Source organism: Kosakonia oryziphila (assembly GCF_900094795.1).
Taxonomy (GTDB): domain Bacteria; phylum Pseudomonadota; class Gammaproteobacteria; order Enterobacterales; family Enterobacteriaceae; genus Kosakonia; species Kosakonia oryziphila.
Genome location: NZ_FMBC01000066.1, coordinates 1 through 21,248, shown reverse-complemented (window position 1 = coordinate 21,248; position 21,248 = coordinate 1). Strand labels below are relative to the sequence as shown.

The 21,248-nt window shown below is 55.3% G+C and carries 19 protein-coding genes and 1 pseudogene; 11 read left to right on the top strand and 9 right to left on the bottom strand.

Translation table 11 applies throughout. The features are described 5' to 3' along the window. Positions 1-122: 122 nt before the first annotated feature. Positions 123-260 (bottom strand): stationary-phase-induced ribosome-associated protein, encoded by a 138-nt coding sequence (gene sra / locus GA0061070_RS22290; RefSeq protein ID WP_007375079.1) that lies wholly within the window; start codon positions 258-260, stop codon positions 123-125. A 561-nt stretch (positions 261-821) separates the two neighbouring features. Here sra and GA0061070_RS22285 point away from each other — a divergent pair. After that, a complete protein-coding gene (locus tag GA0061070_RS22285; protein WP_090138521.1) occupies positions 822-2,072 on the top strand; it encodes a diguanylate phosphodiesterase in 1,251 nt (416 codons plus the stop codon). Positions 2,073-2,196: 124 nt separating this feature from the next. Here GA0061070_RS22285 and GA0061070_RS22280 read toward each other — a convergent pair whose 3' ends face one another. Next, on the bottom strand, positions 2,197-2,526 hold the full coding sequence (locus GA0061070_RS22280) for a hypothetical protein (RefSeq protein WP_090138520.1): 330 nt from the start codon (positions 2,524-2,526) through the stop codon (positions 2,197-2,199). Between the two features lie 158 nt (positions 2,527-2,684). Between GA0061070_RS22280 and GA0061070_RS22275 the strand changes: the two are divergent. Continuing rightward, positions 2,685-3,026, top strand: a pseudogene (locus GA0061070_RS22275) (thiamine pyrophosphate-dependent enzyme); the annotation flags it as partial. Positions 3,027-3,069: 43 nt separating this feature from the next. Here the strand turns inward: GA0061070_RS22275 and GA0061070_RS22270 are convergent. From GA0061070_RS22270 to GA0061070_RS22255, 4 genes are read right to left on the bottom strand one after another with little or no spacing between them, the layout of a single operon-like run. Next, complete coding sequence (locus GA0061070_RS22270) at positions 3,070-3,891, bottom strand: alpha/beta fold hydrolase (RefSeq protein ID WP_090138519.1); 822 nt, start codon at positions 3,889-3,891, stop codon at positions 3,070-3,072. 37 nt (positions 3,892-3,928) lie between these two features. Next, a complete protein-coding gene (locus GA0061070_RS22265) occupies positions 3,929-5,554 on the bottom strand; it encodes an MFS transporter (protein WP_090138518.1) in 1,626 nt (541 codons plus the stop codon). Next, positions 5,551-5,961, bottom strand: coding sequence for a DoxX family protein (locus GA0061070_RS22260; RefSeq protein ID WP_090138524.1), 411 nt, complete (start codon positions 5,959-5,961; stop codon positions 5,551-5,553). The genes GA0061070_RS22265 and GA0061070_RS22260 overlap by 4 nt, the downstream gene beginning before the upstream one ends. 4 nt (positions 5,962-5,965) lie before the next feature. Then, entirely contained in the window at positions 5,966-7,840 is a 1,875-nt protein-coding gene (locus GA0061070_RS22255) for an amidohydrolase (RefSeq protein WP_090138517.1), read from the bottom strand. Positions 7,841-8,072: 232 nt separating this feature from the next. Between GA0061070_RS22255 and GA0061070_RS22250 the strand changes: the two genes are divergently transcribed. Genes GA0061070_RS22250 through GA0061070_RS22230 form a run of 5 tightly spaced genes read left to right on the top strand, consistent with a single transcriptional unit; the run spans position 8,073 to position 15,210 of the window. After that, a complete protein-coding gene (locus GA0061070_RS22250) occupies positions 8,073-8,759 on the top strand; it encodes a hydrolase (protein WP_090138514.1) in 687 nt (228 codons plus the stop codon). Positions 8,760-8,816: 57 nt separating this feature from the next. Beyond that, entirely contained in the window at positions 8,817-8,987 is a 171-nt protein-coding gene (locus tag GA0061070_RS22245) for a DUF1427 family protein (RefSeq protein ID WP_090138512.1), read from the top strand. A 4-nt stretch (positions 8,988-8,991) separates the two neighbouring features. After that, positions 8,992-9,258 (top strand): XapX domain-containing protein, encoded by a 267-nt coding sequence (locus tag GA0061070_RS22240; protein WP_090138510.1) that lies wholly within the window; start codon positions 8,992-8,994, stop codon positions 9,256-9,258. 16 nt (positions 9,259-9,274) lie between these two features. Next, the gene (locus GA0061070_RS22235) at positions 9,275-9,661 is read left to right on the top strand and encodes a response regulator transcription factor (protein ID WP_090138507.1); all 387 of its coding nucleotides are present in this window, start codon (positions 9,275-9,277) and stop codon (positions 9,659-9,661) included. Further along, entirely contained in the window at positions 9,658-15,210 is a 5,553-nt protein-coding gene (locus GA0061070_RS22230) for an AAA family ATPase (protein ID WP_090138505.1), read from the top strand. The genes GA0061070_RS22235 and GA0061070_RS22230 overlap by 4 nt, the downstream gene beginning before the upstream one ends. Here the strand turns inward: GA0061070_RS22230 and GA0061070_RS22225 are convergent. Both GA0061070_RS22225 and GA0061070_RS22220 read right to left on the bottom strand, forming a co-directional pair. Continuing rightward, entirely contained in the window at positions 15,207-15,827 is a 621-nt protein-coding gene (locus GA0061070_RS22225; protein WP_090138523.1) for a response regulator transcription factor, read from the bottom strand. The genes GA0061070_RS22230 and GA0061070_RS22225 overlap by 4 nt on opposite strands. A 395-nt stretch (positions 15,828-16,222) precedes the next feature. After that, positions 16,223-17,620 carry an MFS transporter gene (locus GA0061070_RS22220; protein WP_090138503.1) on the bottom strand — a complete coding sequence of 466 codons (1,398 nt, stop codon included), beginning with the start codon at positions 17,618-17,620 and terminating at the stop codon, positions 16,223-16,225. A gap of 131 nt (positions 17,621-17,751) precedes the next feature. Between GA0061070_RS22220 and GA0061070_RS22215 the strand changes: the two genes are divergently transcribed. Together GA0061070_RS22215 and GA0061070_RS22210 are read left to right on the top strand one after the other, a co-directional pair. Continuing rightward, positions 17,752-18,663: a LysR family transcriptional regulator gene (locus GA0061070_RS22215; RefSeq protein ID WP_090138501.1), complete on the top strand. Its 912-nt coding sequence runs from the start codon at positions 17,752-17,754 to the stop codon at positions 18,661-18,663. 100 nt (positions 18,664-18,763) lie between these two features. Then, positions 18,764-19,879 (top strand): endonuclease/exonuclease/phosphatase family protein, encoded by a 1,116-nt coding sequence (locus GA0061070_RS22210; RefSeq protein WP_090138522.1) that lies wholly within the window; start codon positions 18,764-18,766, stop codon positions 19,877-19,879. Here the strand turns inward: GA0061070_RS22210 and GA0061070_RS22205 are convergent. After that, on the bottom strand, positions 19,846-20,091 hold the full coding sequence (locus GA0061070_RS22205; RefSeq protein WP_244153187.1) for a hypothetical protein: 246 nt from the start codon (positions 20,089-20,091) through the stop codon (positions 19,846-19,848). The two genes, GA0061070_RS22210 and GA0061070_RS22205, sit on opposite strands and share 34 nt — an antisense overlap. Positions 20,092-20,317: 226 nt before the next feature. On the opposite strand from GA0061070_RS22205, the gene GA0061070_RS22200 reads away from it, so the two are divergent. After that, positions 20,318-20,776 carry an STM2901 family protein gene (locus tag GA0061070_RS22200; protein WP_090138499.1) on the top strand — a complete coding sequence of 153 codons (459 nt, stop codon included), beginning with the start codon at positions 20,318-20,320 and terminating at the stop codon, positions 20,774-20,776. Beyond that, the gene (locus GA0061070_RS22195) at positions 20,770-21,102 is read left to right on the top strand and encodes a DUF1493 family protein (protein ID WP_090138496.1); all 333 of its coding nucleotides are present in this window, start codon (positions 20,770-20,772) and stop codon (positions 21,100-21,102) included. The genes GA0061070_RS22200 and GA0061070_RS22195 overlap by 7 nt, the downstream gene beginning before the upstream one ends. Positions 21,103-21,248 lie beyond the last annotated feature (146 nt).

Genomic DNA, 21,248 nt, shown 5'->3' with positions numbered 1-21,248 from the left:
ATGTACATAAAAAAATCCGGAAACGAGTGAGCGTTTCCGGATTCTTACACAGCCACTGGATCGGTCAACTGATCCTTAACTGATCGGCATTACCCCGGTTGGAGTGGTTCAGGAGGGAAAACTTAACCAGCGCGGCGATGACGCCCGGAGCGATGAACGACCACCGTCTCTTCGTGATTGTCTTTGGTAACAATTTTACGCGTGTTTGACACTTTGTAATCCAGCCCCATGATGTGGCGTGCCTGACGGTTCGATTTCATGCTTACTCCTTAATCCAGTTCAATGTTTCAAGGACAAGCCCGGTAACAGTGCCGGGCGAAATTCAATCTCATCATTGCAGTTCGGTACAAAAAACATACCGGACAACCATCCTCGATCATTGCTATGTAAAGTGCAATAGGAAAAAGGCATTTCAGGATTGTCTTAATTCAGCCGGTTGTTCCAGCGTATTACCTGGCCGTTGCCGGAAATGGGCAATAATTGATTCACTCAGCACTTAATGGCTAAGGCGTCATAGACATTACTCATCCATTTGTCTCTGTTGCGTAGCATCACCTGCGAGCGAAAAGAGCGGGCCGAAGAGGCGAAACACGGGCATCGGGGGATTGTTGATACGCTGGCGCGTTGGGACCGACCTGCCACACAGGAAGCAACTTGTCAATACATTTCTAACGTTTATCGTGCCCGACTAGCCGTTTTAAGCCAGCGAGAACGCTAACAGAATGCCCCTTAATCAACGAACTGAATGCTTGCAATATTGCTAGGATCGCGAGATTGCATCATCTAATCGGTTTTTTCCTGGCATTCTGAGGGTAGTTTTTGTGTTAGCGACTTTGATTTACCGTAGCCGCCTGAATTGCACATTAGATCCCTCTCAGCTGACGTCACTTGTCGAGAGAGCAAATCTGCGAAATTCACAGTTGCAGGTTACGGGGATTCTACTGTTTGATGGCGATCATTTCTTACAGGTCCTTGAAGGGCCGCTGACCGCAGTGAATGTGGTCTATGAGCGCATAACCCGGGATACCCGCCACAGCCATATGGTTGAATTATTGCGTGATTATGCGCCGCACCGTCGGTTTGTTGATCGCGGCATGATGCTGTTTGATCTCTGCTCGATGACATCGTCCGCCGTACTGCGCACGATTCTGCGTTTTGGCACGCTGAAGTATCATCTGGCGAGCAATGATCGGGTTTACAAATTTATTCGCAATTTCATCGCCTCGCCGAAGAGCAATGCTGGGATACGCAACACAGAGCCGGAGCAGTGGTCTTTCACCATTAAAAGCCCACCGTTCGTTAATGTCAGCGCACCTGTTACTGAAGGCCAACCGTGCCAGTTCGCTTTCCAGCCGATCATTGAACCGCTGCGCGGCAATATCTCTTCGCTGGAAGCGCTGATCCGCGGACCGAACGGCGGCAGCCCGCAGGAGTATTTCGCCACAATTGCGCCCGACAAGCTGCATGAAGCGGATCTCGCCTCCAAAGGCTGGGCGCTGGCGATGGCCAGCCGCCTGGGAATTGGCAATCACAAAGTGGCCATCAATTTGTTACCGATGTCGCTGGTGAAAATTCCCGGCGCGGTGGACATTCTGCTCAATCATATAACCCGTAATCATCTTAACCCTGGGCAAATCATCGTTGAAGTGACCGAAGATGAAGTAATTTCAGGCTACGAAGAGTTCACCTGGGCCATTCGCCAGCTTCGCGCTGCCGGAATCGGCCTGGCGATTGATGACTTTGGTTCCGGTTTCGCCGGGTTGTCGCTGCTGGCAAAATTCCAGCCGGACAAACTCAAAATCGACCGCACCATCGTCACTGACATTCATCTTCACGGCCCGAAGCAGGCGATTGTGAAAGCCATTCTCGATTGCTGTGCTGAACTGCAAATCACTGTGGTGGCTGAAGGTGTTGAAAAAATCGAAGAGTGGTGCTGGCTGGAAGCAGTGGGTGTTCAACGTTTCCAGGGATTCCTGTTTGCCCGCCCGGTACTCAATGGCGTTTCTCCAATCAATTGGCCCCAACGCATCTCGCCATCGCTGACGAGCCGCAAAAAAAGGTTGAGTTATTAATAAGGGGCGGATGCCGGACGCGACGCGATTAACTGGTTTCAGGCCGACAAGTCTTTGATCAGATAGTGGCGCTGCATAGTTGGATATGGCGTAAAGGCAAAAGTTATTTTTGATCTGATGACAATTACTGACCGCCCTTAATCCTGGAAGCATATTGTTTATACCGCCAGGCTTTAAATGCGAGTTTGGCGGGCGTCAAATACCAGATAAAAGGTAATCCTACAATCAACGAAAAAGCCAGAGAAAGTGTATTATTTTTTGTCGATAAAACAGATGTAAAAATCAGGATGACGAAAGCAACAATAGTTATCCACTTAGCTACATTAAATCGTTTTGCTAAATCCTGAATCACTTCATCAAGAGTTCCCCCGAAATTTTCCACATTGCTTTTAATTTTCTGGAGATCAGAATGACTGAAGCCGGACTCCAGCAGTGTTTCTTCGCTCACTTTCATGGATTTTTATCCTTAAAATTCACCAGAACATCACAGGTAAGTTTACCCGAAATCAGGTGATAAATCGCCACTTACAAATCCAATTTGGATGTTGATTATTTTCTTTTTAAAACATTAAGTTATGTCGTTAGCGTGGTTTTTTACACGATTGGCCGTCAAACCCCGTGACGTGGGAGCAGCGGGTGATGGAAGGCAATCCGCGCTTTGAAGCCTCGCAACAGTTGCCCGATGTCCGGTACGCGGAGTTTGCCCGCTCGCTGGGCTTGCAGGGCATTTTCGTCGATACGCCGGAGGCGCTGAGCACGGCATGGCAACAGGCGTTACAGGCAGATTGCCCGGTACTGCTGGAGGTGAAAACCGACCCGGAAGTCGCGCCGTTACCACCGCATATCACGCTGAAACAGGCCAAAGCCTTTATGGCGTCGATGGTGAAGGGCGATCGTGGCACGGTGCAGGTGCTGAGTGATACAGCCAGCCAGTTGTTCCACAAAAAATCGTAAAAAAACCGGGCGCTGATGCCCGGTTTCGTCCTTCCTTCACGCGTTACAGTTTGCTCAGGAACGCCAGCAGATCTTCATTCAGCTGATCCTGATGGGTAACGGCAAAGCCGTGCGGGCCGTTGTCGTATACTTTCAGTTCCGCGCCTTTAATCAGTTGCGCCGACAGTTTACCAGTGGCTTCGAACGGTACAATCTGATCGTTGCTGCCGTGGATCACCAGTGTCGGGACATCCACTTTCGCCACATCCGGGCGGAAATCGGTTTCGGAGAAGGCAGTAACGCAGTCCAGCGTACCTTTCAGCGACGCCAGCAAGGCGATATTCAGCGTTTGCGTCAGTACACCCTCAGAAACTTTTTGTCCGGCATTCAGACCATAGAACGGGGTAGCAAAATCACTGATAAACTGCGCGCGATCTTTGAGCAAGCCATCTTTGATACCCTCGAAGACGCTCTTATCGACGCCTTCCGGATGATCGGCAGTTTTACCGAAAATCGGCGTAACGGCACCCAGCAGCACCAGCCCGGCCACGCGAGAGGTACCGTAGCGGCCGATGTAACGCGTCACATCGCCGCCGCCCATTGAAAAGCCCACCAGCGTGACTCCCTGCAAATCCAGTGCGGTAATCAGATCGTTAATATCGGAGGCAAAGGTGTCGTAGTCATAACCGTTCCACGGTTGATCGGAACGACCAAAACCGCGACGGTCAAAGGCGATAACGCGATAACCCCGCTCAGCGAGGAAATTAAGCTGGCTATCCCACATGTCTCCATCCAGCGGCCAGCCGTGGCTGAAAAGAACCGGCTTACCCGCGCCCCAGTCTTTGTAATAAATCTGAGTACCATCCTGCGTTTTGATTGTGCTCATCTGCTTACCTCATTGTTAAGTAGTGGATTAACATCGTTTATCGCCCGGCGGGCGCAACCAGATGCCGGACAACCGGCTGTTCATCGCCCTGATGAAAAGCCAGCACGCGCTCACGGATGCGTTGATCGTTCACCGTATGCCGCTCGTGCTGACGTAAATGCTCTATCCACGATCCCATCACCCAGGTTTCGACAAACACACCTGGCTGTACTGCATCTTCATACACCGCCCAGCCCATCGCGCCGGTACGGCGTCTGACGCGGCGCATATCCTGCATGGCAAGGGTAAATTCATGGGCGTCCTGCGGATCAATGCGGTATTCGCAACTCACCATCACCGGCCCACGCTCGTGGGGGATGGTGATATTCGCCGTGCCGCCTGCGGGATCGAGAATATCGAGATCCAGCGCAGCATCTTTTTCCAGCCGCCAGCGTAAGACGGTCGTCGCGCCCAGCACCATGCCGATCGTTGCCGCACAGAGTGACCATGCCACGCCGAACTCTGACGCCAGTTTCCCCCAGATCGCGCTGCCAACAGTCATCGAACCAAAGAACACCGTCAGGTAGACCGCCAGCGCACGCGCTTTAACCCAGCGGGCGGCGCTGCGCTGTGCGCCGACATTCAGCGTCGAGAGCACGGCAATCCAGGAAAAGCCGGTGAAAAATTCAAAGGCATTAAGCAGCCAGACATGGCGGATAAATGCCAGCGCCAGCATAGTGACGGCAAACAGCAGGCTCGCCGCCACCATCATCTGATCGGCATCCAGCCGTTTGCGCAATTTCGGCAGCAGTACCGCGCCGCAAATCGCCCCGACGCCAATACAGGCCAGCATAATGCCGTAACCGCCCGGGCCGAGGCCCAGTTCACGACGCGCCACCAGCGGCAGCATCGCCCAACCAGCGCTGCCAAACAGAAAGAACGCTACGGTGCGCGCCAGCACATTTTGCAGCACCGGTGCGGCATGGACATAACGCAGGCCGCCACGAATGGCCGTAAAAAAATGCTCCGGCGGCAGGCGCTGCACCGTGGCCTGCGGTTTCCAGCGCAGCAATACCACCGCCACACCGACCACCGACAGGGCATTAAGCAGGAACACCATCCATGGGCCGGCAAACGACAGGATCAACCCACCGAGCGCCGGGCCGATTGCGCGGCTGATATTGATGCCCAGTGAGTTGAGGGCTATCGCCGGGCTTAGCTCCTGCTTTTCGACCAGATCCGGCACAATCGCCTGAAAAGCGGGCGAGCTGAGTGCTGCACCAGTGCTGAGTAAAAAAGTCGCTGCCAGCAGCACTTCCGGCGTGACGTTGCCGGTAAAAGAGAGCAGGGTAAGCCCGGCAGCGGCACAGAACGTCCACATCTGAGAGAAGAGCAGGATCTTGCGTCGCTCGATAATATCGGCCAGCACGCCTGCGGGCAGGACAAACAGGAACATCGGCAGGCTGCTGGCGGCCTGCACCAGCGCCACCGCCAGCGGATCGGCGCTCAGCGAGAGCATCGTCCAGTTCACGCCGATATCGCTCATCCATGAGCCGATGTTGGAAACCACAGTCGCCATCCATAGCATGCGGAAAACGCGCTGATGCAACGGTTGCCACGCGGAAGCGGAGGGTTGAACAGGTGACACTGTCACCGCTGCTTTCAGTTCGTTTTGCCGGGTCATGCAGTCGCTCCGTTCGCCGTGCGTCGGATTCGCCAGCTTCCGGGGCCGGTCAGCAAAAGCGTAGTAAAGATGATCAGCAGCAGCCAGCCGAATTGCCCTTCGGCAATTGACCAGTCGGCATGCACCGCCAGCATCGCCACCAGAAGTACCCCGATGATTGGCAGACAGGCCAGCCGCGTCGCCACGCCCGCAATAATAAACAGCGGGCAGCAAACCTCGGCGAAAATCGCTGGCAGCAGGCTCATATAAGGCCCGAGACCAAACGGATCTTCGATACGTGTCAGCTCTTCACTGAAATGGAACACCTTCGGTAGCCCATGCACATACAGCAGTAACAGGCTGCCCATCAGGCGCAGGAAGAACAACCCCGCATCAATACGGGGCGCAAAGTCAGTTGACGTTTTCATGATGTCAGAACGCAAAGCAGCTACAGCCGAGCGCGCCCCAGAACGCGTTCTCATCCGAAACCGGCATGGCGTTGCCACGGGCGATATCGTGCTGATGAACGTGAACGCCGCACGGGCCGGAACAGTGATGAACACCCGCAGCCTGACCCACACGCGCTGCCTGCGGCGGTGCGCTACGATAATGACCGGCAACCTTGACCACTGGCGACCACTCCGGCACCACCGGAATAGCTGGTGGTGCCAGCGGGCCAAACTGACCTGCGGCATAGACGATATCGCCGCCTACCACCGTCAGTATCGACTCAATTCCTTTGATCTCCTCTTCCGGTACGCGGAAGTAGTCCTTACTCAGAATGGCGAGATCCGCCAGTTGACCGGCTTTGATCTGACCTTTTTTCCCCTGTTCGCTGGAGAACCAGGCGCTGCCCTGTGTCCACAACAGCAGGGCGGTATCACGATCAAGACGGGCGCTGTGATCGTACATCTGCATACCGCCGACAGTACGACCGGAAACCAGCCAGTAGAGCGCCGTCCATGGGTTGTAGCTCGCCACGCGGGTGGCGTCGGTGCCCAGACCAACCGGCAGGCCGTTTTCCAGCATTTTCGCCACAGGTGGCGTCTGTTTGGTGGCCTGCTGACCATAACGCTCAGCAAAATATTCGCCCTGGAACGCCATGCGGTGCTGTACGGCGATGCCGCCGCCGAGCGCTTTCACACGTTCGATATTGGCTTCGGTAATGGTTTCTGCGTGATCAAAGAACCAGTGCAGGCCGTTGAACGGGATCTCGCGGTTCACTTTTTCGAACACATCAAGCATGCGGCTGATGGATTCGTTATAAGTGGCGTGCAACCGGAACGGCCAGCGGTGCTCAACCAGGTGGCGCACCACACGCTCAAGTTCTTCTTCCATTCCCGGCGCCAGATCCGGACGCGGTTCAAGGAAGTCTTCAAAATCCGCCGCCGAGAAGACCAGCATTTCGCCCGCGCCGTTATGGCGGAAGAAATCACTGCCCTGGCCCGGCGTCAGCATGTCCATCCATTTTTCAAAATCTTCCAGTTCATGTCCGGGGCGTTGCGTAAACAGATTGTAGGCGATGCGGATCGTCATCTGCTTCTTCTCATGCAGTTCGGCGATCACCGCGTAATCTTCCGGGTAGTTCTGGAAACCGCCCCCCGCATCGATGGCGCTGGTCAATCCCAGGCGGTTCAGCTCGCGCATAAACTGGCGAGTGGAGTTGACTTGCTGCTCCAGAGGCAACTTTGGCCCTTTGGCCAGCGTAGCGTAGAGGATCATCGCATTCGGGCGGGCAATCAGCATGCCAGTCGGGTTGCCGTTGCTGTCGCGCTGGATCTCGCCGCCCGGCGGGTTCGGCGTATCGCGGGTATAGCCCACTACCTTCAGCGCCGCGCGGTTGAGCAGGGCGCGATCGTAGAGATGCAGAATAAAGACCGGGGTATCGGGCGCGGCATCGTTGATTTCATCCAGCGTCGGCATACGGCGCTCCGCAAACTGGAACTCCGTCCAGCCGCCGACCACGCGCACCCACTGCGGCGACGGCGTGCGTAATACCTGTTCTTTCAGCATGCGTAACGCATCGGCCAGCGACGGAACGCCTTCCCAGCGCAGTTCGAGGTTGTAGTTAAGCCCGCCACGGATCAGGTGCAGGTGCGAGTCGTTCAATCCCGGGATCGCCGTATGTCCGTGTAAATCGACAACCTGAGTGCGTTCGCCGCGGTATGCCATCACCTCGGCTTCACTTCCCACTTTAACGAATTTTCCGTCACGGATGGCGACCGCATCGGCGAGCGGGTTTTCCCGATCAACGGTATGAAACTGACCATTGCGCAATATCAGTTCTGCATGTGCGAGCAAATCCATACTTCCTCCAGTCTGGCGGCCCTGTTGAGCCGATAAGCATCTGGAGTGAATTATGTAAAGCGGCGGAGAAAAGACCAGTTGTACCAAAGTATAGGTATACGAAAGGATAGTTATACCATCAGATAATAGTCGGGCCGGGAGAGCGCAGCCTACCATGCAGCCACCGATAGCGAAGCCCTGTCGTTTGCTGTCTGAACGTAGCTCCAGCTCCTTTAACCTAATGGGTGTAAATATGACAACCTCAAAGCTTGAAGTCCTGACCCCGGCTAACTGTCAGTTAATCTTTATCGATCATCAGCCTCAGATGGCCTTTGGCGTACAGTCCATTGACCGCCAGGTTCTGAAAAACAACACTGTTGCGCTGGCGAAAGCCGCCAAAGTGTTCAACATCCCGACCATTATCACCACCGTTGAAACTGAGAGTTTCTCCGGTAATACCTACCCGGAATTGCTGGATGTATTCCCGGAGAAGGACATTCTGGAACGTACCTCTATGAACTCCTGGGACGATCAGAAAGTACGTGACGCGCTGGCTGCCAACGGCAAACGCAAAGTGGTGGTCTCCGGCCTGTGGACAGAAGTGTGCAACAACACCTTCTCCCTGTGCGCGATGCTGGAAGGTGATTATGAAATCTATATGGTGGCAGACGCCTCCGGCGGCACTTCAAAAGAAGCGCATGACTACGCAATGCAGCGCATGATCCAGGCAGGCGTGATCCCGGTGACCTGGCAGCAGGTGATGCTGGAGTGGCAGCGCGACTGGGCGCACCGTGAAACCTATGATGCGGTCATGTCGATTGTCAAAGAGCACTCCGGTGCCTACGGCATGGGCGTTGATTACGCCTACACCATGGTGCATAAAGCACCGTCCCGCGCCAAAGCGGGTCACCGTACTCTGGCGCCGGTTCCGGCACGCTAAGCCGCAAGCTGGCCGGTATACGCTGGTCAGCATTTTCTTTTTTGGCAGGAGTTTGCCATGAGTATCGGACTGATTTCCTTTGCCGCAGGCGTGCTGATTGGCGTGATGTATGCGCTGCTGAAGGTACGTTCTCCTGCGCCGCCAGCGATTGCGCTGGTCGGTCTGCTCGGCATGCTGGTGGGCGAAGGTGTGATCGCCACGCTACTGACCCACACAACGGCGGGGTAAGCCCATGAAAACCTGGATTGTTTCTCTCCTGGTCGGTCTTCTGGCTGGCGTTATTTATGCTTTACTGGGGGTTCACTCACCCGCACCGCCGGTCGTTGCACTACTCGGACTTTTCGGCATGCTGGTGGGGGAGCAAATCGTACCGGTAACCCGCCGTCTGCTGGCCCGCCAGCCGCTGACCATGGCGTGGTTTCGCCATGAGTGTGTACCGAAAATTAGCGGTGCGCCGCGGCCTGCCCCCCCAGACTCGCCGCCGCGCCAGGATACCTGAAGCCAGAGGAAATCGCATGACGCAAGCGCGGCGTATTGCCATTGTTGATGATGAACCTTCCGTGCGTAGCGGACTGAGTAATTTGTTGCAATCGGAGGGCTACGCCACGATAGCATTTCCCTCGGCGGAAGCGTTTCTCAACGACGGCCAGGCGCAGCCCGCGATTGCGCTGGTGATTGCGGATCTCAAACTGAAAGGCATGAGCGGTGCAATGATGTTTGAGAGATTGCAGCTTAGCCCGGCACCGCCACCGGTGATTTTTATCTCCGGCCACGACGACGAAAGCTGGCAACGGTATGCGGGCAAACCCGGTGCCGTTGCTTTTTTGCGCAAACCCATCGATATCGATATTCTCCTTGAATATGTTCAGCGCGTGCTGGCCAATAGCGAGGATAATTCATGAGCGACGCTTCACGCCTTCCATTGTGGCCGAAAACCGGGGAACACAACGCTGGACAGCCTTTTACTGTGCAGGATGACGCCATCTATACGCCACTGGCACAGGAAGGATGCATTGCCTGGATGAATGCCCATTACCCGTGGGGCAGCGACGCCTTTATTCTTGCCACCGCCGTCAGCGACGATGCCGAGCCGCGCGCCAGCCAATTGCTAAAAAATGAGCTGGCGCTACGCACACAACTGCAAAGTAGCTGGGCGGTCACGCCCGTCGCCAGCGCGCAATATCATGGCCGTTTTGCTCTGGTCTATCCGACATTTGCTTTTGAGCCGCTCACCCGGATGACCGCCAAGCCGATGGCCTCCATCGCTGACTGGCTTGAGTTAGCCTTACGTATCTGCACGCCGCTGCGCCAGATGCATCATCGCAATCTCATTCACGGCGATATCAAGCCGGGAAACATTTTTCTTAGCGAAGAGCGTTGCCGTCTGGGCGGGTTTGGCCTTACCTCCATCAGCAGTGAGGCGCGGGCGCAAAGCTGGCTGCCGCTTTCTGGCGGCACACTGGCGTATATGTCGCCGGAACATACCACCCGTACACATCATGCCATTGACAGCCGCAGCGATCTCTACAGTCTGGGCATTGTTCTGTATGAATTACTGACCGGCGTACTGCCGTTCGATCTGCCCGAAGGCGGACAGGCAGAGTGGACGCTGCATCATATTGCTTCTGAACCTGCCGCACCGCATAGCCTGCGGGAAGGGCTACCGCCGATGTTATCAACTATCCTGCTGAAGCTGCTGGCCAAATCGTCGGAGAAACGTTACCAGACCGTCGATGGCCTGATCGCCGATCTGCGCCGATGTCAGGCCACGCTGACGCCGGAGCAGGGCATTCTGGTGTTTACGCCCGGTTTACAGGATCGTTCCCCGTCGCTGCACTTTGCCAATACGTTGTATCGCGCGCATCCGCAGGCGGGTGAGTTGGTTGCTGCGCTGGAAGAGGTCAACCACAGCGGCAAACAGATGCTGGTCACCCTCAGCGGCCCTTCCGGGATGGGTAAATCTTCACTGATGGCCTCGGCGCTGAAACTGTTTCTGCAACGCCCGACGCTGATCGCGCTCGGCAAAGTGGAGCAGTACAGCTCGGTGCTGCCGCTTGGCGCACTGTCGGCGGCATTTCGCTCGCTGACGCTGCATTTGCTGGGGCTGCCCGCCGACGAGGTGGCGCGCTGGAAATCGCGGCTATCCGTCGCGCTTGCCGGGTATGAAGGGTTGGCGGTAAGCCTCGCACCGGAGCTGGGCCTGCTTCTGGAGAGTAAACCTGAGCCTTTCGTTGACAGTATCACGCTGGACTCCCGCGCCCGCTTTAATCATATGGTGTTGCGCCTGGTAAGTGTGTTTGCCTCGCCCGGCTGCCCGCTAGTGGTATTGATCGACAATCTGCACTGGATCGATGATGCCAGCCTGCAACTGCTGGAGTATCTGTTGCAGCACAGCCACACCTTGCCGCTGCTGATGGTGGTATCGCACCGCGATCTGCCGTCGCTCGGGGATGAGACGTTTACCGCCGCGCTCGCACGACTACGCAGCGCCGCCAGACAAACGACGACCTGCGAGCCGCAGCCGCTTTCCACCAAAGCCGTGGCGCGCTGGCTGGCGATCGTTTTTCAGACCCGGCCGACATCGACCGTTGATCTGGCAAAACTGATCCATGAAAAAACCGGCGGTAATCCGCTATTTGCCCATGAATTTTTTAAACGCATTGCTGAAGACGGGCTGGTGAGTCATAACAGCTATCAGGGACGCTGGCACTACGATCTGGCAGCGATTCGCGCTCGTTGCTACAGCGAAAACGTGGTTAATCTGGTGCTGCGACAACTGGAACAGATGCCGGATGAAACCCGTACGCTGCTTGCTCATCTGGCCTGCCTCGGCAGCGTGGGCAGAATATCGCTGGCAAGCCGCGTACTGGAGATGCAGCCTGGCGAGATACGCTTGCACCTGCATCCGGCGGTGTCCGTGCAGTTAATTACCCTCAACGCCGACGAATACGCCTTTACCCATGAGCGCATTCAGCAGACGGCAAGCGCCTCGCTACCTTCGTCTGTGTGCCGTCAGTTACATCTGCGGGCCGCCACCTTGCTGGCCGATGAAGCGCGCCAAACTACCGGTAACGAGATCCTGTTTCGTACTATTCACCATGTCACGGCGGCGATCGACAGTATCCAGCCTGCGCCACAGCGGCAGAGGTTCAGCGAACTTTGCGCCCTTGCCGCCCGGCAGGCCAAACGCAGCGGAGATTATGCTTCCGCGCTGGGCTATTTACAGACCGCGCGCACGCTCAGCGCTGACAGTGGCGATCTCTTCGCGCTCGATTTACAGCGGGCAGAGTGCGAACTTCTGCTGGGCCATCTCGATACCGCGCGCACGTTGTGCGAAACGCTGCTGGCCTCGCCGGGCGGGCTGGTGGAAAAAGGCCATGCCGCCAGCGTACTGGCGGAAGTGCATATCCGCCGCTCCAGCTATTCACGGGCGCTTGACACCACGCTGGGCTGGCTCTCCGTGTTCGGTATTCACGTGAGTCGCCAGCCGGACGATGCCGAGTGCGACGAAGCCTGGCAGGAGATTTCATCCCTTATCGGTGCGCAGCCCGCCAGCACGTTTATGGCGTTGCCGAGCATGAACCACCGCGAAACGGATGTGCTGATGAATCTGCTGGGAAGCGCCAGTCTGTACGCCAGTTTTAACTGCTCGCGCCTGCATTTCCTGCTGCTCTGCCGGACACTGCAACTGACGCTGGAGAGGGGACTGACGGGCGCATCCACCACTGCGCTGGCGTGGTTTGGTGTGATGATCGGCGAGCGTTATGGCGAGTATGAGCAGGGCTTTCGCTACGGCACGCTGGCGCAGGAACTGGTCACGCGCCACTGTTTTCATGATTACGCTGCCAAAACACTGGTGGCGCTGGGGCGCAGCAGTGTCTGGATCCAGCCGTTGTCGCATACTGTCCAGTGCGCCAGAAACTGTTTCACCGCTGCGGTTGCGCATGGCGATCTCACCATTGCCTGTTTCGCCTCCTTCCGTGAGGTCACCAACAGCCTGGCCTGCGGCGATCAGCTTGATGTGGTACTGAGTTATATTGAACGCGGGTTGGCATTCGTGCGCGAGACGCGTTTTTCGGATATGGATACCACTCTTCTGTTACAACGTCACTTTGTTGAGTACCTGAGAACACCCCAACAGGTGTTTAGCGGTAAAGCGGTGCTGCCGGAATCACTGCTACCGGCAACGCCGCCGCCAACCATGCTGTTCTGGTTCTGGCTTTATCGCGGAATGGCGCACTTCTTTGCCGGTGAATATGCGCAGGCGGAAAGCAGCCTGCTGGAAGCTGGACGCTTCGCATGGTCAGCGCCCGGACACGTCAATCTGCTCGATTACCATCTCTACAGCGCACTGTCGCTGTCGATGCAACTGACGCCGGATACCTTTTCCGCCGCGCAGCGTCAACGGCTTAATCAGCACTACAACCAGATCGCGCGCTGGGCGAGACTCAATCCATCGACCTTCAGCGATAAAGAGGCGCTGCTGTACGCTGAGATCGTCCGGCTCGACGGCATGAACAGTCTCGCCATTGGCCAGTACGAGAAGGCCATTATGTTGTCGCGCGAAGCGGGTTTTAACCCGAGTAACGCGCTGGCGTACGAACTGGCCGGGCAATTTGCCCGCACCTGTGGTTATCCAACAATTGCCGATGCCTGGTTTCGCGGGGCGATGACCGCCTGGGGTCGCATCGGGGCGCACGGCAAAGTACGCCAGCTCGAACAGATACACCCGCATCTTGTCGCGAAGGCGGCCAACACGCCGTATGACACCATTGCTTTTGCGCAAAATGATGAAATTCGTGATCTGCAAAGCATCATCAAAGCCTCACGCGCACTCTCTGAAGAGATCAATCTTGAACGACTGATTCAGATCCTGATGACCATGCTGTTGGAGCGGGCAAGTGCACAGCGCGGCCTGTTAATCCGCATGCTGGATGATAATATCCCGCTGATTGAAGCCAGCGCACACACCAGCAGCGAAGGGGTGCGCGTACAGGTGCTGAACGAAACACCGCTGGCGACGGATTTACCGCTATCGGTTCTGGCGGCGGTGATCCGTACCGGGCAGGAGATCCGCACCGGCAGGCCGGAAGAGTACAGCCCGTTCAGCCAGGATCCCTATCTGTTGACCTCCGGCGCGGCCGTAATGTGTGTGCCGATGTTTAAACAGTCGCGACTGGTGGGGGCGCTCTATCTGGAGAATCGCCTGATGCCGGACGTGTTTACCGCCGGGCACTCCCGCGTGGTGAACCTGCTTGGCGCGCATGCAGCGGTTTCGCTGGAAACTGCGCGTCTGTACGCTGAACTGCTGGCGGAGAATATTCAGCGCCGACGGGTGGAAAAAGAGCTGCGCGCCAGCCAGACCTCGCTGATGCTCGGCGAGCAAATCAGCCACACCGGAACCTGGCGCTGGGAGCTGGAACAGGATCTGATGCATATGTCGGATGAATATGCACGCATTCTGGGGCTACCGGAGAAACGCAAGCTGATATCGATGGCCGAGTTTCTCACGTACGTACATCCTGATGACCATGCACATATCAGCGCGCTGGTGACTCGCAGCGTCGCGCAGGGGTTAACCATGCAGGCGGAGTTCCGTATTATCCGTACCGACGGCGAGGTACGTTATATTCTCGGTATCGGCGATCCGGTAGCAGCCAGCGGTGAAACGGTGCATGAATATTTTGGCACCATCACAGATATCACCACCCAACGGCAAAATGAAGATGCGGTACGCGTGGCTCAGGCCGAACTGGCGCGTGTTTCGCGCGCAACCACTGTCGGACAACTGACCTCGTCGATTGCCCATGAGATTAACCAGCCGCTGATGTCGATTGTCGCCAACGCAGGTGCCAGTCTACGCTGGCTTAACCGCGATCCACTGCCGATTGAAAATGCCCGTAGCGGGCTGGAGGAAATTATTCGTGAAGGACAGCGCGCAGGCGAGGTGATCCGCAGCTTGCAATCCCTGACGCGCCGCCAGCCGCCCGTGTTTGAACGCCTCGATCTGCACGCGCTGCTGCACCATATTGTGACACTGTCACGCAACGAACTTGAGCGGCAACATATTGCTGTCGATTACCGGTTGCAGGCCGCAAACAGCCTGTTTTGCGGCGACAGCGTACAGATCCAGCAGGTGTTGCTGAATCTGGTAATGAATGCCATCGAAGCGATGGCCGAGGTGGATTCGCGCCCGCGGGTGCTGACGCTCAACACGCAGAATCCGCAGCCGGGTGAACTGCTGTGCGCCATTACCGATACTGGCAGCGGAATGGATACCGAGGTACAAGCACGGCTGTTTGAATCGTTCTACACCACCAAAGCGCAGGGAATGGGGATGGGGCTGACCATCAGTCATACCATTATTGAAAGGCACCAGGGAAAACTGACGGCGCAGCCAGGAACGCCGTTTGGCAGTCTGTTCTCCTTTACCTTGCCCGCCTGCGATTAACGGCTGCGGGATTTGGCGATTTGCAAGCTACCGGCGGCATGAACCAGATCCGCCAGCGAGCGGGCCTGCATTTTGTCCATTACCCGCCGACGATGCACTTTTACAGTGATTTCACTGACGCCCAGCTCTGCGGCTATCTGCTTATTCAGCAAGCCGCTGATCGCCAGTTCAAACACTTCCTGTTCGCGTGGCGTTAAAGAGAGATGGCGCTGTTTGAGGGCAAAGTTCGCCTGTTGCTGTTCAAACTCCTGCTCGGCGCCTTTCAGGGCATCCGCCACCGCAGCCAGCAACTGCTCCGGCTCCACCGGTTTGGTGAGAAACTCACGGGCGCCGGCTTTCATTGCCTGAACGGTTAGCGGAATAGTGCCAAATCCCGTCAGAAAGATAATTGGCAACTCGCGTCCGCGATCTTTTAACGCGCTGGCAACATCAAAACCATTCACCCCTGGCATGTTTAAATCAAGGATCAAACAGGCCGGAACGCCGACCAGGGGATGTGAGAGAAATGACTCCGCGGACGCGAAGTCGATAGCGCGGTAACCTTCGGATGCCAACAGCCGGACAAGTGCTTTTCTGACGGCATTATCATCATCGACAACATAAACGACAGGTTCCATCATTTTTCAGCCTCATAGGGCGACGCGCCTGAAAATACACGTCTTTCGCTTTGCAGGCTGATACTGATAACATAGTTTTTAACTGGATGAAATGACGAGGATTTCCTTACAAACAGTGTAATTATTATTCAGGTAAACAGCGATTTTTCGCTACGGTTGACAGCATCGTTTCTCATCGAGACTTTCGAATGAAATTTGTGATAACGCATTGAATGTTGCGCATCGTTTAACCAAATGTTGCGCAAATAGTGTTAATGTCAACCAAAACAATCCTCTCCTGCTTAACCATCTTAACGCAAAAATCAGATTAATCTTACTTCCACACCTCGACATCAGTGCAGCGCAAAACATAGCTAACTAGATAGCCTTAATACCGGCCACACGGGCTGGCTGGCTCAGCGCACGGCCTGATTCGGCAATTGACGCAGGCGGCTCAGACTGAAGGCGATTGCCAGCAACGTCGCTATCATTGCCAGCCATAATCCCAGCCGTATTGCCAACGCTTCCTGCACAATTGCGCCTGTTGGTGCGCAGAGTGCCAGCATTACCCCCACCAATGCCGCGCCAAGGCACTGTCCAAAGGTGCGCACAATGGCTAACACGCCGGAAGCATAGCCGCTGTGCTCACGTGAGGCGCTGGCGAGCATCTCCCGGTTGTTCGGGCTTTGAAAACAGCCGAAGCCCATTCCGCAGATCAGCCCGCGCAGACTGATATCCCATGCTGCCGCATTTTGCGGTAGCAGCGCCAACAGCAGCAAGCCAATCGCGAACAGCAGTAACCCGGCAGTGGCAATCTTTGCGGGCGCATAGCGATCTGCCAGCCGCCCGGCATGTGGCGCCACCAGAATGATACCGACAGGCCAGGCGGTAAAAAGTAAGGCGGAGGTAAAGGCGCTGTAGCCATAAACATTCTGAAAGAGAAACGGCAGTGCGACAAAGGTCACGCCCTGGCTGATAAAAGAAGCCAGCGAGGTGAGAGCCGCAAGGGAGAAGCGGGGCGACGCGAAGAGCCCCAGCGGCAGCAACGGTTGTGGCGCACGCCGTTGACGCCGTACAAACGCCAGCCCGCTTGCCACCGCGACCACAGCACAAGCCGTGCTCGTGTAGGATATAGCAGTCGACGCCATGATTGCTGCTCCCAGCATTAACGCCGAGAACAGCGCGCCCTGCACATCAAACGGCCCGCTGACGCTGACTGTTTTTCCCGGAATGACGCGCAAGGCAAATACCAGTGCGATAGCGCCCAGCGGAATATTGATAGCAAACAGCCATTGCCAGCCCAGCGCGCTTAGCAGAGCGCCGCCAATGACCGGTGCAATCGCCGTGCTGGTGGCGATCAGCAAGGCATTGATGCCGAGAATGCGCCCCAGCAGACGCGTGGGAAAAATTGAGCGCAGGATCGCCGGTGCAATACTGAGCGTGGCCGCACCGCCAATCCCTTGCAGTACGCGCATTATCACCAGTGCCGACAGTGATGAGGATAATGCGCACCCCAGCGATGCCAGCGTAAACAGCAGTAACCCACTGGCAAACAACGTGCGAAACCCCATACGGGCAGCCAACGCAGCAAAAATAGCCAGCGTCATGGCGGCCGAAAGCAAATAGCCATTCGCCACCCAGACAGCCTCCCCGGCGGAGACATGCAGCACACGGGCGATTTGCGGCAGGGCGATATTCACCATCGCGCCATCAAAAACGGCCATCGTAGTGCTGGTCATCAGAGCAATCAGCGCCAGCGCGCGTTGTCTACCCGCTAACCCTTCGTCACCCGGTCGGTCTGTAAACAATTCCATCATTACCTCAGTATAAGTTGTGCTTGCATTTACTCTACTTTCGCGGGATATATGGCGGAAGACGCAGCAGTTGCAATGATATAGTGCAGCAAACGCCACATCTTATTAATATTTATAGGAATCAATATATTATGACGGAACCGGATCTGAATCTGTTGTTTGCGCTGGATAGTCTGCTGGCCGAAAGAAGCGTTGCTGCCGCTGCACGAAGGCTGGGGCTGAGTGCATCGGCGATGAGCCGCACGCTGAGCCGCCTGCGGCAAACCACTGGCGATCCGCTGCTGGTACGGGCAGGGCGTACGATGGTGCTGACGCCTTATGCCGAAGCCATTCGCGAACGCACACAGAACGCCGTTTTCGAGGCGCGGGCGGTATTGCGCCCGGCAACGCCGGTACTGGACATTGCCAGCCTGCGACAAATGTTTACGCTGCGTGCCAACGACGGTTTTGTTGAAGCCTTTGGCCCGGTGCTGATTGCACAAGCCGCTGCCATTGCGCCTGGCGTAACGCTGCGCTTTACGCCGAAAGTAGAGAAGAACGATAAACCGCTGCGCGAGGGGCGAGTCGATCTGGAGATTGGCGTGCCGGGGGAAATGGGGCCGGAAATCCGCGTACAGGCGTTGTTTCGCGATCGTTTCGTCGGCGTCGTCAGAAGCGGCCATCCGCTGGCGCAACAGCAGGAAGTGAGCACTGAACAGTATGTCTCGTTTGCGCACGTTGTCACCTCACGGCGCGGACTGCTGAGCGGGCCGGTGGATGAAGCGCTGGCCGATGCCGGGCTGAGTCGTAACATCGCCGCCGTGGTGCCGGGCTTTTCGGCTGCGCTGGCGGTAGCGCGCACCACTGATTTGATTGCACTTGTTCCGGCCTCATTCCTGATGAATAAGGCAACAAACGAGGGGCTATGCGTATTTGAACTGCCAGTCAGAACCCGCAGCATCACCGTTTCGCAGCTTTGGCATCCGCGTTCGGAAGTTGACCCGGCGCACCGCTGGCTGCGGCAGTTTGTGCTGAGCGTTTGCCGCACCTTAAGGCCTGACTGAATTCCGTTCTCCCGATGGCTTGCGGTTTTTGTCATGCTGAAGACACAGCCGACGACTACAATTATAACCGGAAACTGCCTGTTCAAGGGGAGGGTATATGATGCGGCTGGCGTCTTACAATGTGGAAAACTTATTCGACCGCGCGAAGGCCATGAACCTGGCCGACTGGGATGAAGGCAAACCGATTCTGGAAAAGTTTGCCGCCTTGAATGCGTTACTCGGCGAATTAACCTATACCACCGAAATGAAACAAAAAATGGTGGTTTTGCTTAACGAGTTGGGGCTGAAAAAATCTGATACTGGCCCGTTTGTGATCCTGCGTCGTAACCGTGGCAAACTGCTGACGCGGCCCACCGATGGCTCGGAGATCAGGATTATCGCCGAAGGACGGGCCGACTGGGTTGGCTCGCTGGAGTTACGCGCCGCGCCGGTGGATGAAACGGCCATGTTGTTGACCGCGCAGGTGATGATTGATTTGCAGGCCGATGTTCTCGCTGTTGTCGAGGCGGAAAGCCGACCCGCTTTGCTGGCGTTTAACCGAGAAATTATTCCCGCCCGTAATGGCAAGCCGTTTGAGCATGTGATGGTGATTGATGGTAACGACGAACGCGGTATCGATGTTGGTTTGATGACCGCCAGCACGTTCCCGATTGAGACCATCCGTAGCCATGTTGATGATAAAGATGCCGACGGCGCGCTGATTTTCTCCCGCGATTGCCCGGAGTTTGCCATCCCGATAAAGGATGGCAGAACGCTGCATGTGTTAGTGAATCACCTGAAAAGTAAAGGCTATGGCTCGCAAAACAGTTCGGATTCCCGCCGCCGGGAGCAGGCCGAACGGGTGAAAGCGATTTACCAGCAACGCATCAAAGAGGGCGAAACGCTGATTGCTGTTGTCGGGGATTTCAACGACACACCAGACAGCCAGCCACTTGCACCACTGCTAAAAGATACCGATCTGCGCGATATTTTCACTCATGCAAAGTTTGATAATGGCGGTTATCCGGGCACCTGGGGAAGCTGTACCGAAAATAATAAAATCGACTACATTCTGTTGTCACCGGCGTTATGGGAAACGGTAAAACAGGGCGGCGTGTACCGTAAAGGGATGTGGCCCGGCGTGCGTCCGGCGAAATGGGAAACCTACGCCGAACTAAAAAAACCGGTCAATGCTGGCTCGGATCATGCCGCCGTGTGGGTCGAACTGGATCTGTAGCAGGATGCGCCGAAGCAGATAAAGGGTTGGGGAAGGGCGAAGCTAAACACCGCGAGGATCATACTGGCAATCAGCGACAGGCCCATCATATGCCATCCCGCAGGAACACCCAGCCGATCCTTTAATTTTTCCAGCCGTTCCGGATCGTTATTTTTTATTTTCTCTGCCACTACAGCACTTAACGTAAGGCTTCTTTTTATATATTTCATCATCTATCAATTACTTCCTGTACAGCAAAATGACTGTATCAGACCAATAATGTACTGCACAGAGTTTTTCATATTGCCAGGATGTTACGGCCACAGAACGCCAGAATTCAATTCATTACCTTGCTTACTGGTGCGCATAATGTACGGTGCATAAAAAAGGTGTTATAACAATCCTGCAAAATGGTTGCATTGCCAATGCATAAAGTTAATTTAATCAGGAAATTAGAGTATGGATACAGTTGAAGAGCTTAATAACACTTATTTTTATGCCGGACGTTCAAATCTGACTGCTAGTCAGTTGCTGTTTATGATTTTCTGCGAAAACACTGCCAATCAGTTGGGTGTTCAGGATTTTGGGGCGATAGTGTCTATTGTGGCTGGATTGAATGTTTTGCCTACGCGGACAAAACCGCGTGGTGCTATTGAGGGTACTTCGTTAGCTTCCCGTGGTTCTCGTAAAGTATTTGGTACTGCTAAATTTCCTTGGGGAATACAGTTGCCATCTGTGATAGGTGGATACCCGCCATCAACGTTAAAAATTAAAATGGTTGCGAAAATTAGCGCGTTTACCGGTCGTGCTATACCTGTTGTCGGATGGATTATTCTGGCCTCTGACGTGTCGCAGATTGCATATTGTACGGTCAGGGATTACAACCGTATTGCCAGAGGAAGCGATAAAATATGGTAAGTGATACTCTTGAACAGCGGATTTATGAACTGGTAAGAAGCCATGATGGAATTTATCTCTTTAAGAAAAAAGAACTGACACCGTCAACAGATTTGGATTCAGATCTACGGCTGGAAGATGATGAAGCACTGGCATTGATGGATGATTTTTTTACGACATTTAATGTAGATAGAGGGAATTTCTCGATCACAACATACTATCCGCCAGAACCACCGCTAAAGCATTTGCTTAATCCGTTTCGCAAAAACGATATTCCTCAGGTGCCGGATTTCACGATAGGTATGCTCATTGAGTCTGCCAGGGCTGGTCGCTGGTTATATGGCTGATTCACGCCGGAGGGCTGCTTTTCGCTCTCCGTGCCATTCATTGGTGCGCATAATACATGCTGGAAGTTGTTGTCAGAGAAAAAGATTGGACAGTTAGTCACTTTTTATACAAATGATCAGGTTGATTATGATTGAGCTTATTTGTG

What these genes read in the sequence shown, in the direction of transcription:
- sra (WP_007375079.1), bottom strand. Translation starts at nt 260, where the DNA reads ATGAAATCGAACCGTCAGGCACGCCACATCATGGGGCTGGATTACAAA.
- GA0061070_RS22280 (WP_090138520.1), bottom strand. Translation starts at nt 2,526, where the DNA reads ATGAAAGTGAGCGAAGAAACACTGCTGGAGTCCGGCTTCAGTCATTCT.
- GA0061070_RS22270 (WP_090138519.1), bottom strand. Translation starts at nt 3,891, where the DNA reads ATGAGCACAATCAAAACGCAGGATGGTACTCAGATTTATTACAAAGAC.
- GA0061070_RS22265 (WP_090138518.1), bottom strand. Translation starts at nt 5,554, where the DNA reads ATGACCCGGCAAAACGAACTGAAAGCAGCGGTGACAGTGTCACCTGTT.
- GA0061070_RS22260 (WP_090138524.1), bottom strand. Translation starts at nt 5,961, where the DNA reads ATGAAAACGTCAACTGACTTTGCGCCCCGTATTGATGCGGGGTTGTTC.
- GA0061070_RS22255 (WP_090138517.1), bottom strand. Translation starts at nt 7,840, where the DNA reads ATGGATTTGCTCGCACATGCAGAACTGATATTGCGCAATGGTCAGTTT.
- GA0061070_RS22250 (WP_090138514.1), top strand. Translation starts at nt 8,073, where the DNA reads ATGACAACCTCAAAGCTTGAAGTCCTGACCCCGGCTAACTGTCAGTTA.
- GA0061070_RS22245 (WP_090138512.1), top strand. Translation starts at nt 8,817, where the DNA reads ATGAGTATCGGACTGATTTCCTTTGCCGCAGGCGTGCTGATTGGCGTG.
- GA0061070_RS22240 (WP_090138510.1), top strand. Translation starts at nt 8,992, where the DNA reads ATGAAAACCTGGATTGTTTCTCTCCTGGTCGGTCTTCTGGCTGGCGTT.
- GA0061070_RS22235 (WP_090138507.1), top strand. Translation starts at nt 9,275, where the DNA reads ATGACGCAAGCGCGGCGTATTGCCATTGTTGATGATGAACCTTCCGTG.
- GA0061070_RS22230 (WP_090138505.1), top strand. Translation starts at nt 9,658, where the DNA reads ATGAGCGACGCTTCACGCCTTCCATTGTGGCCGAAAACCGGGGAACAC.
- GA0061070_RS22225 (WP_090138523.1), bottom strand. Translation starts at nt 15,827, where the DNA reads ATGGAACCTGTCGTTTATGTTGTCGATGATGATAATGCCGTCAGAAAA.
- GA0061070_RS22220 (WP_090138503.1), bottom strand. Translation starts at nt 17,620, where the DNA reads ATGGAATTGTTTACAGACCGACCGGGTGACGAAGGGTTAGCGGGTAGA.
- GA0061070_RS22215 (WP_090138501.1), top strand. Translation starts at nt 17,752, where the DNA reads ATGACGGAACCGGATCTGAATCTGTTGTTTGCGCTGGATAGTCTGCTG.
- GA0061070_RS22210 (WP_090138522.1), top strand. Translation starts at nt 18,764, where the DNA reads ATGCGGCTGGCGTCTTACAATGTGGAAAACTTATTCGACCGCGCGAAG.
- GA0061070_RS22205 (WP_244153187.1), bottom strand. Translation starts at nt 20,091, where the DNA reads ATGATGAAATATATAAAAAGAAGCCTTACGTTAAGTGCTGTAGTGGCA.
- GA0061070_RS22200 (WP_090138499.1), top strand. Translation starts at nt 20,318, where the DNA reads ATGGATACAGTTGAAGAGCTTAATAACACTTATTTTTATGCCGGACGT.
- GA0061070_RS22195 (WP_090138496.1), top strand. Translation starts at nt 20,770, where the DNA reads ATGGTAAGTGATACTCTTGAACAGCGGATTTATGAACTGGTAAGAAGC.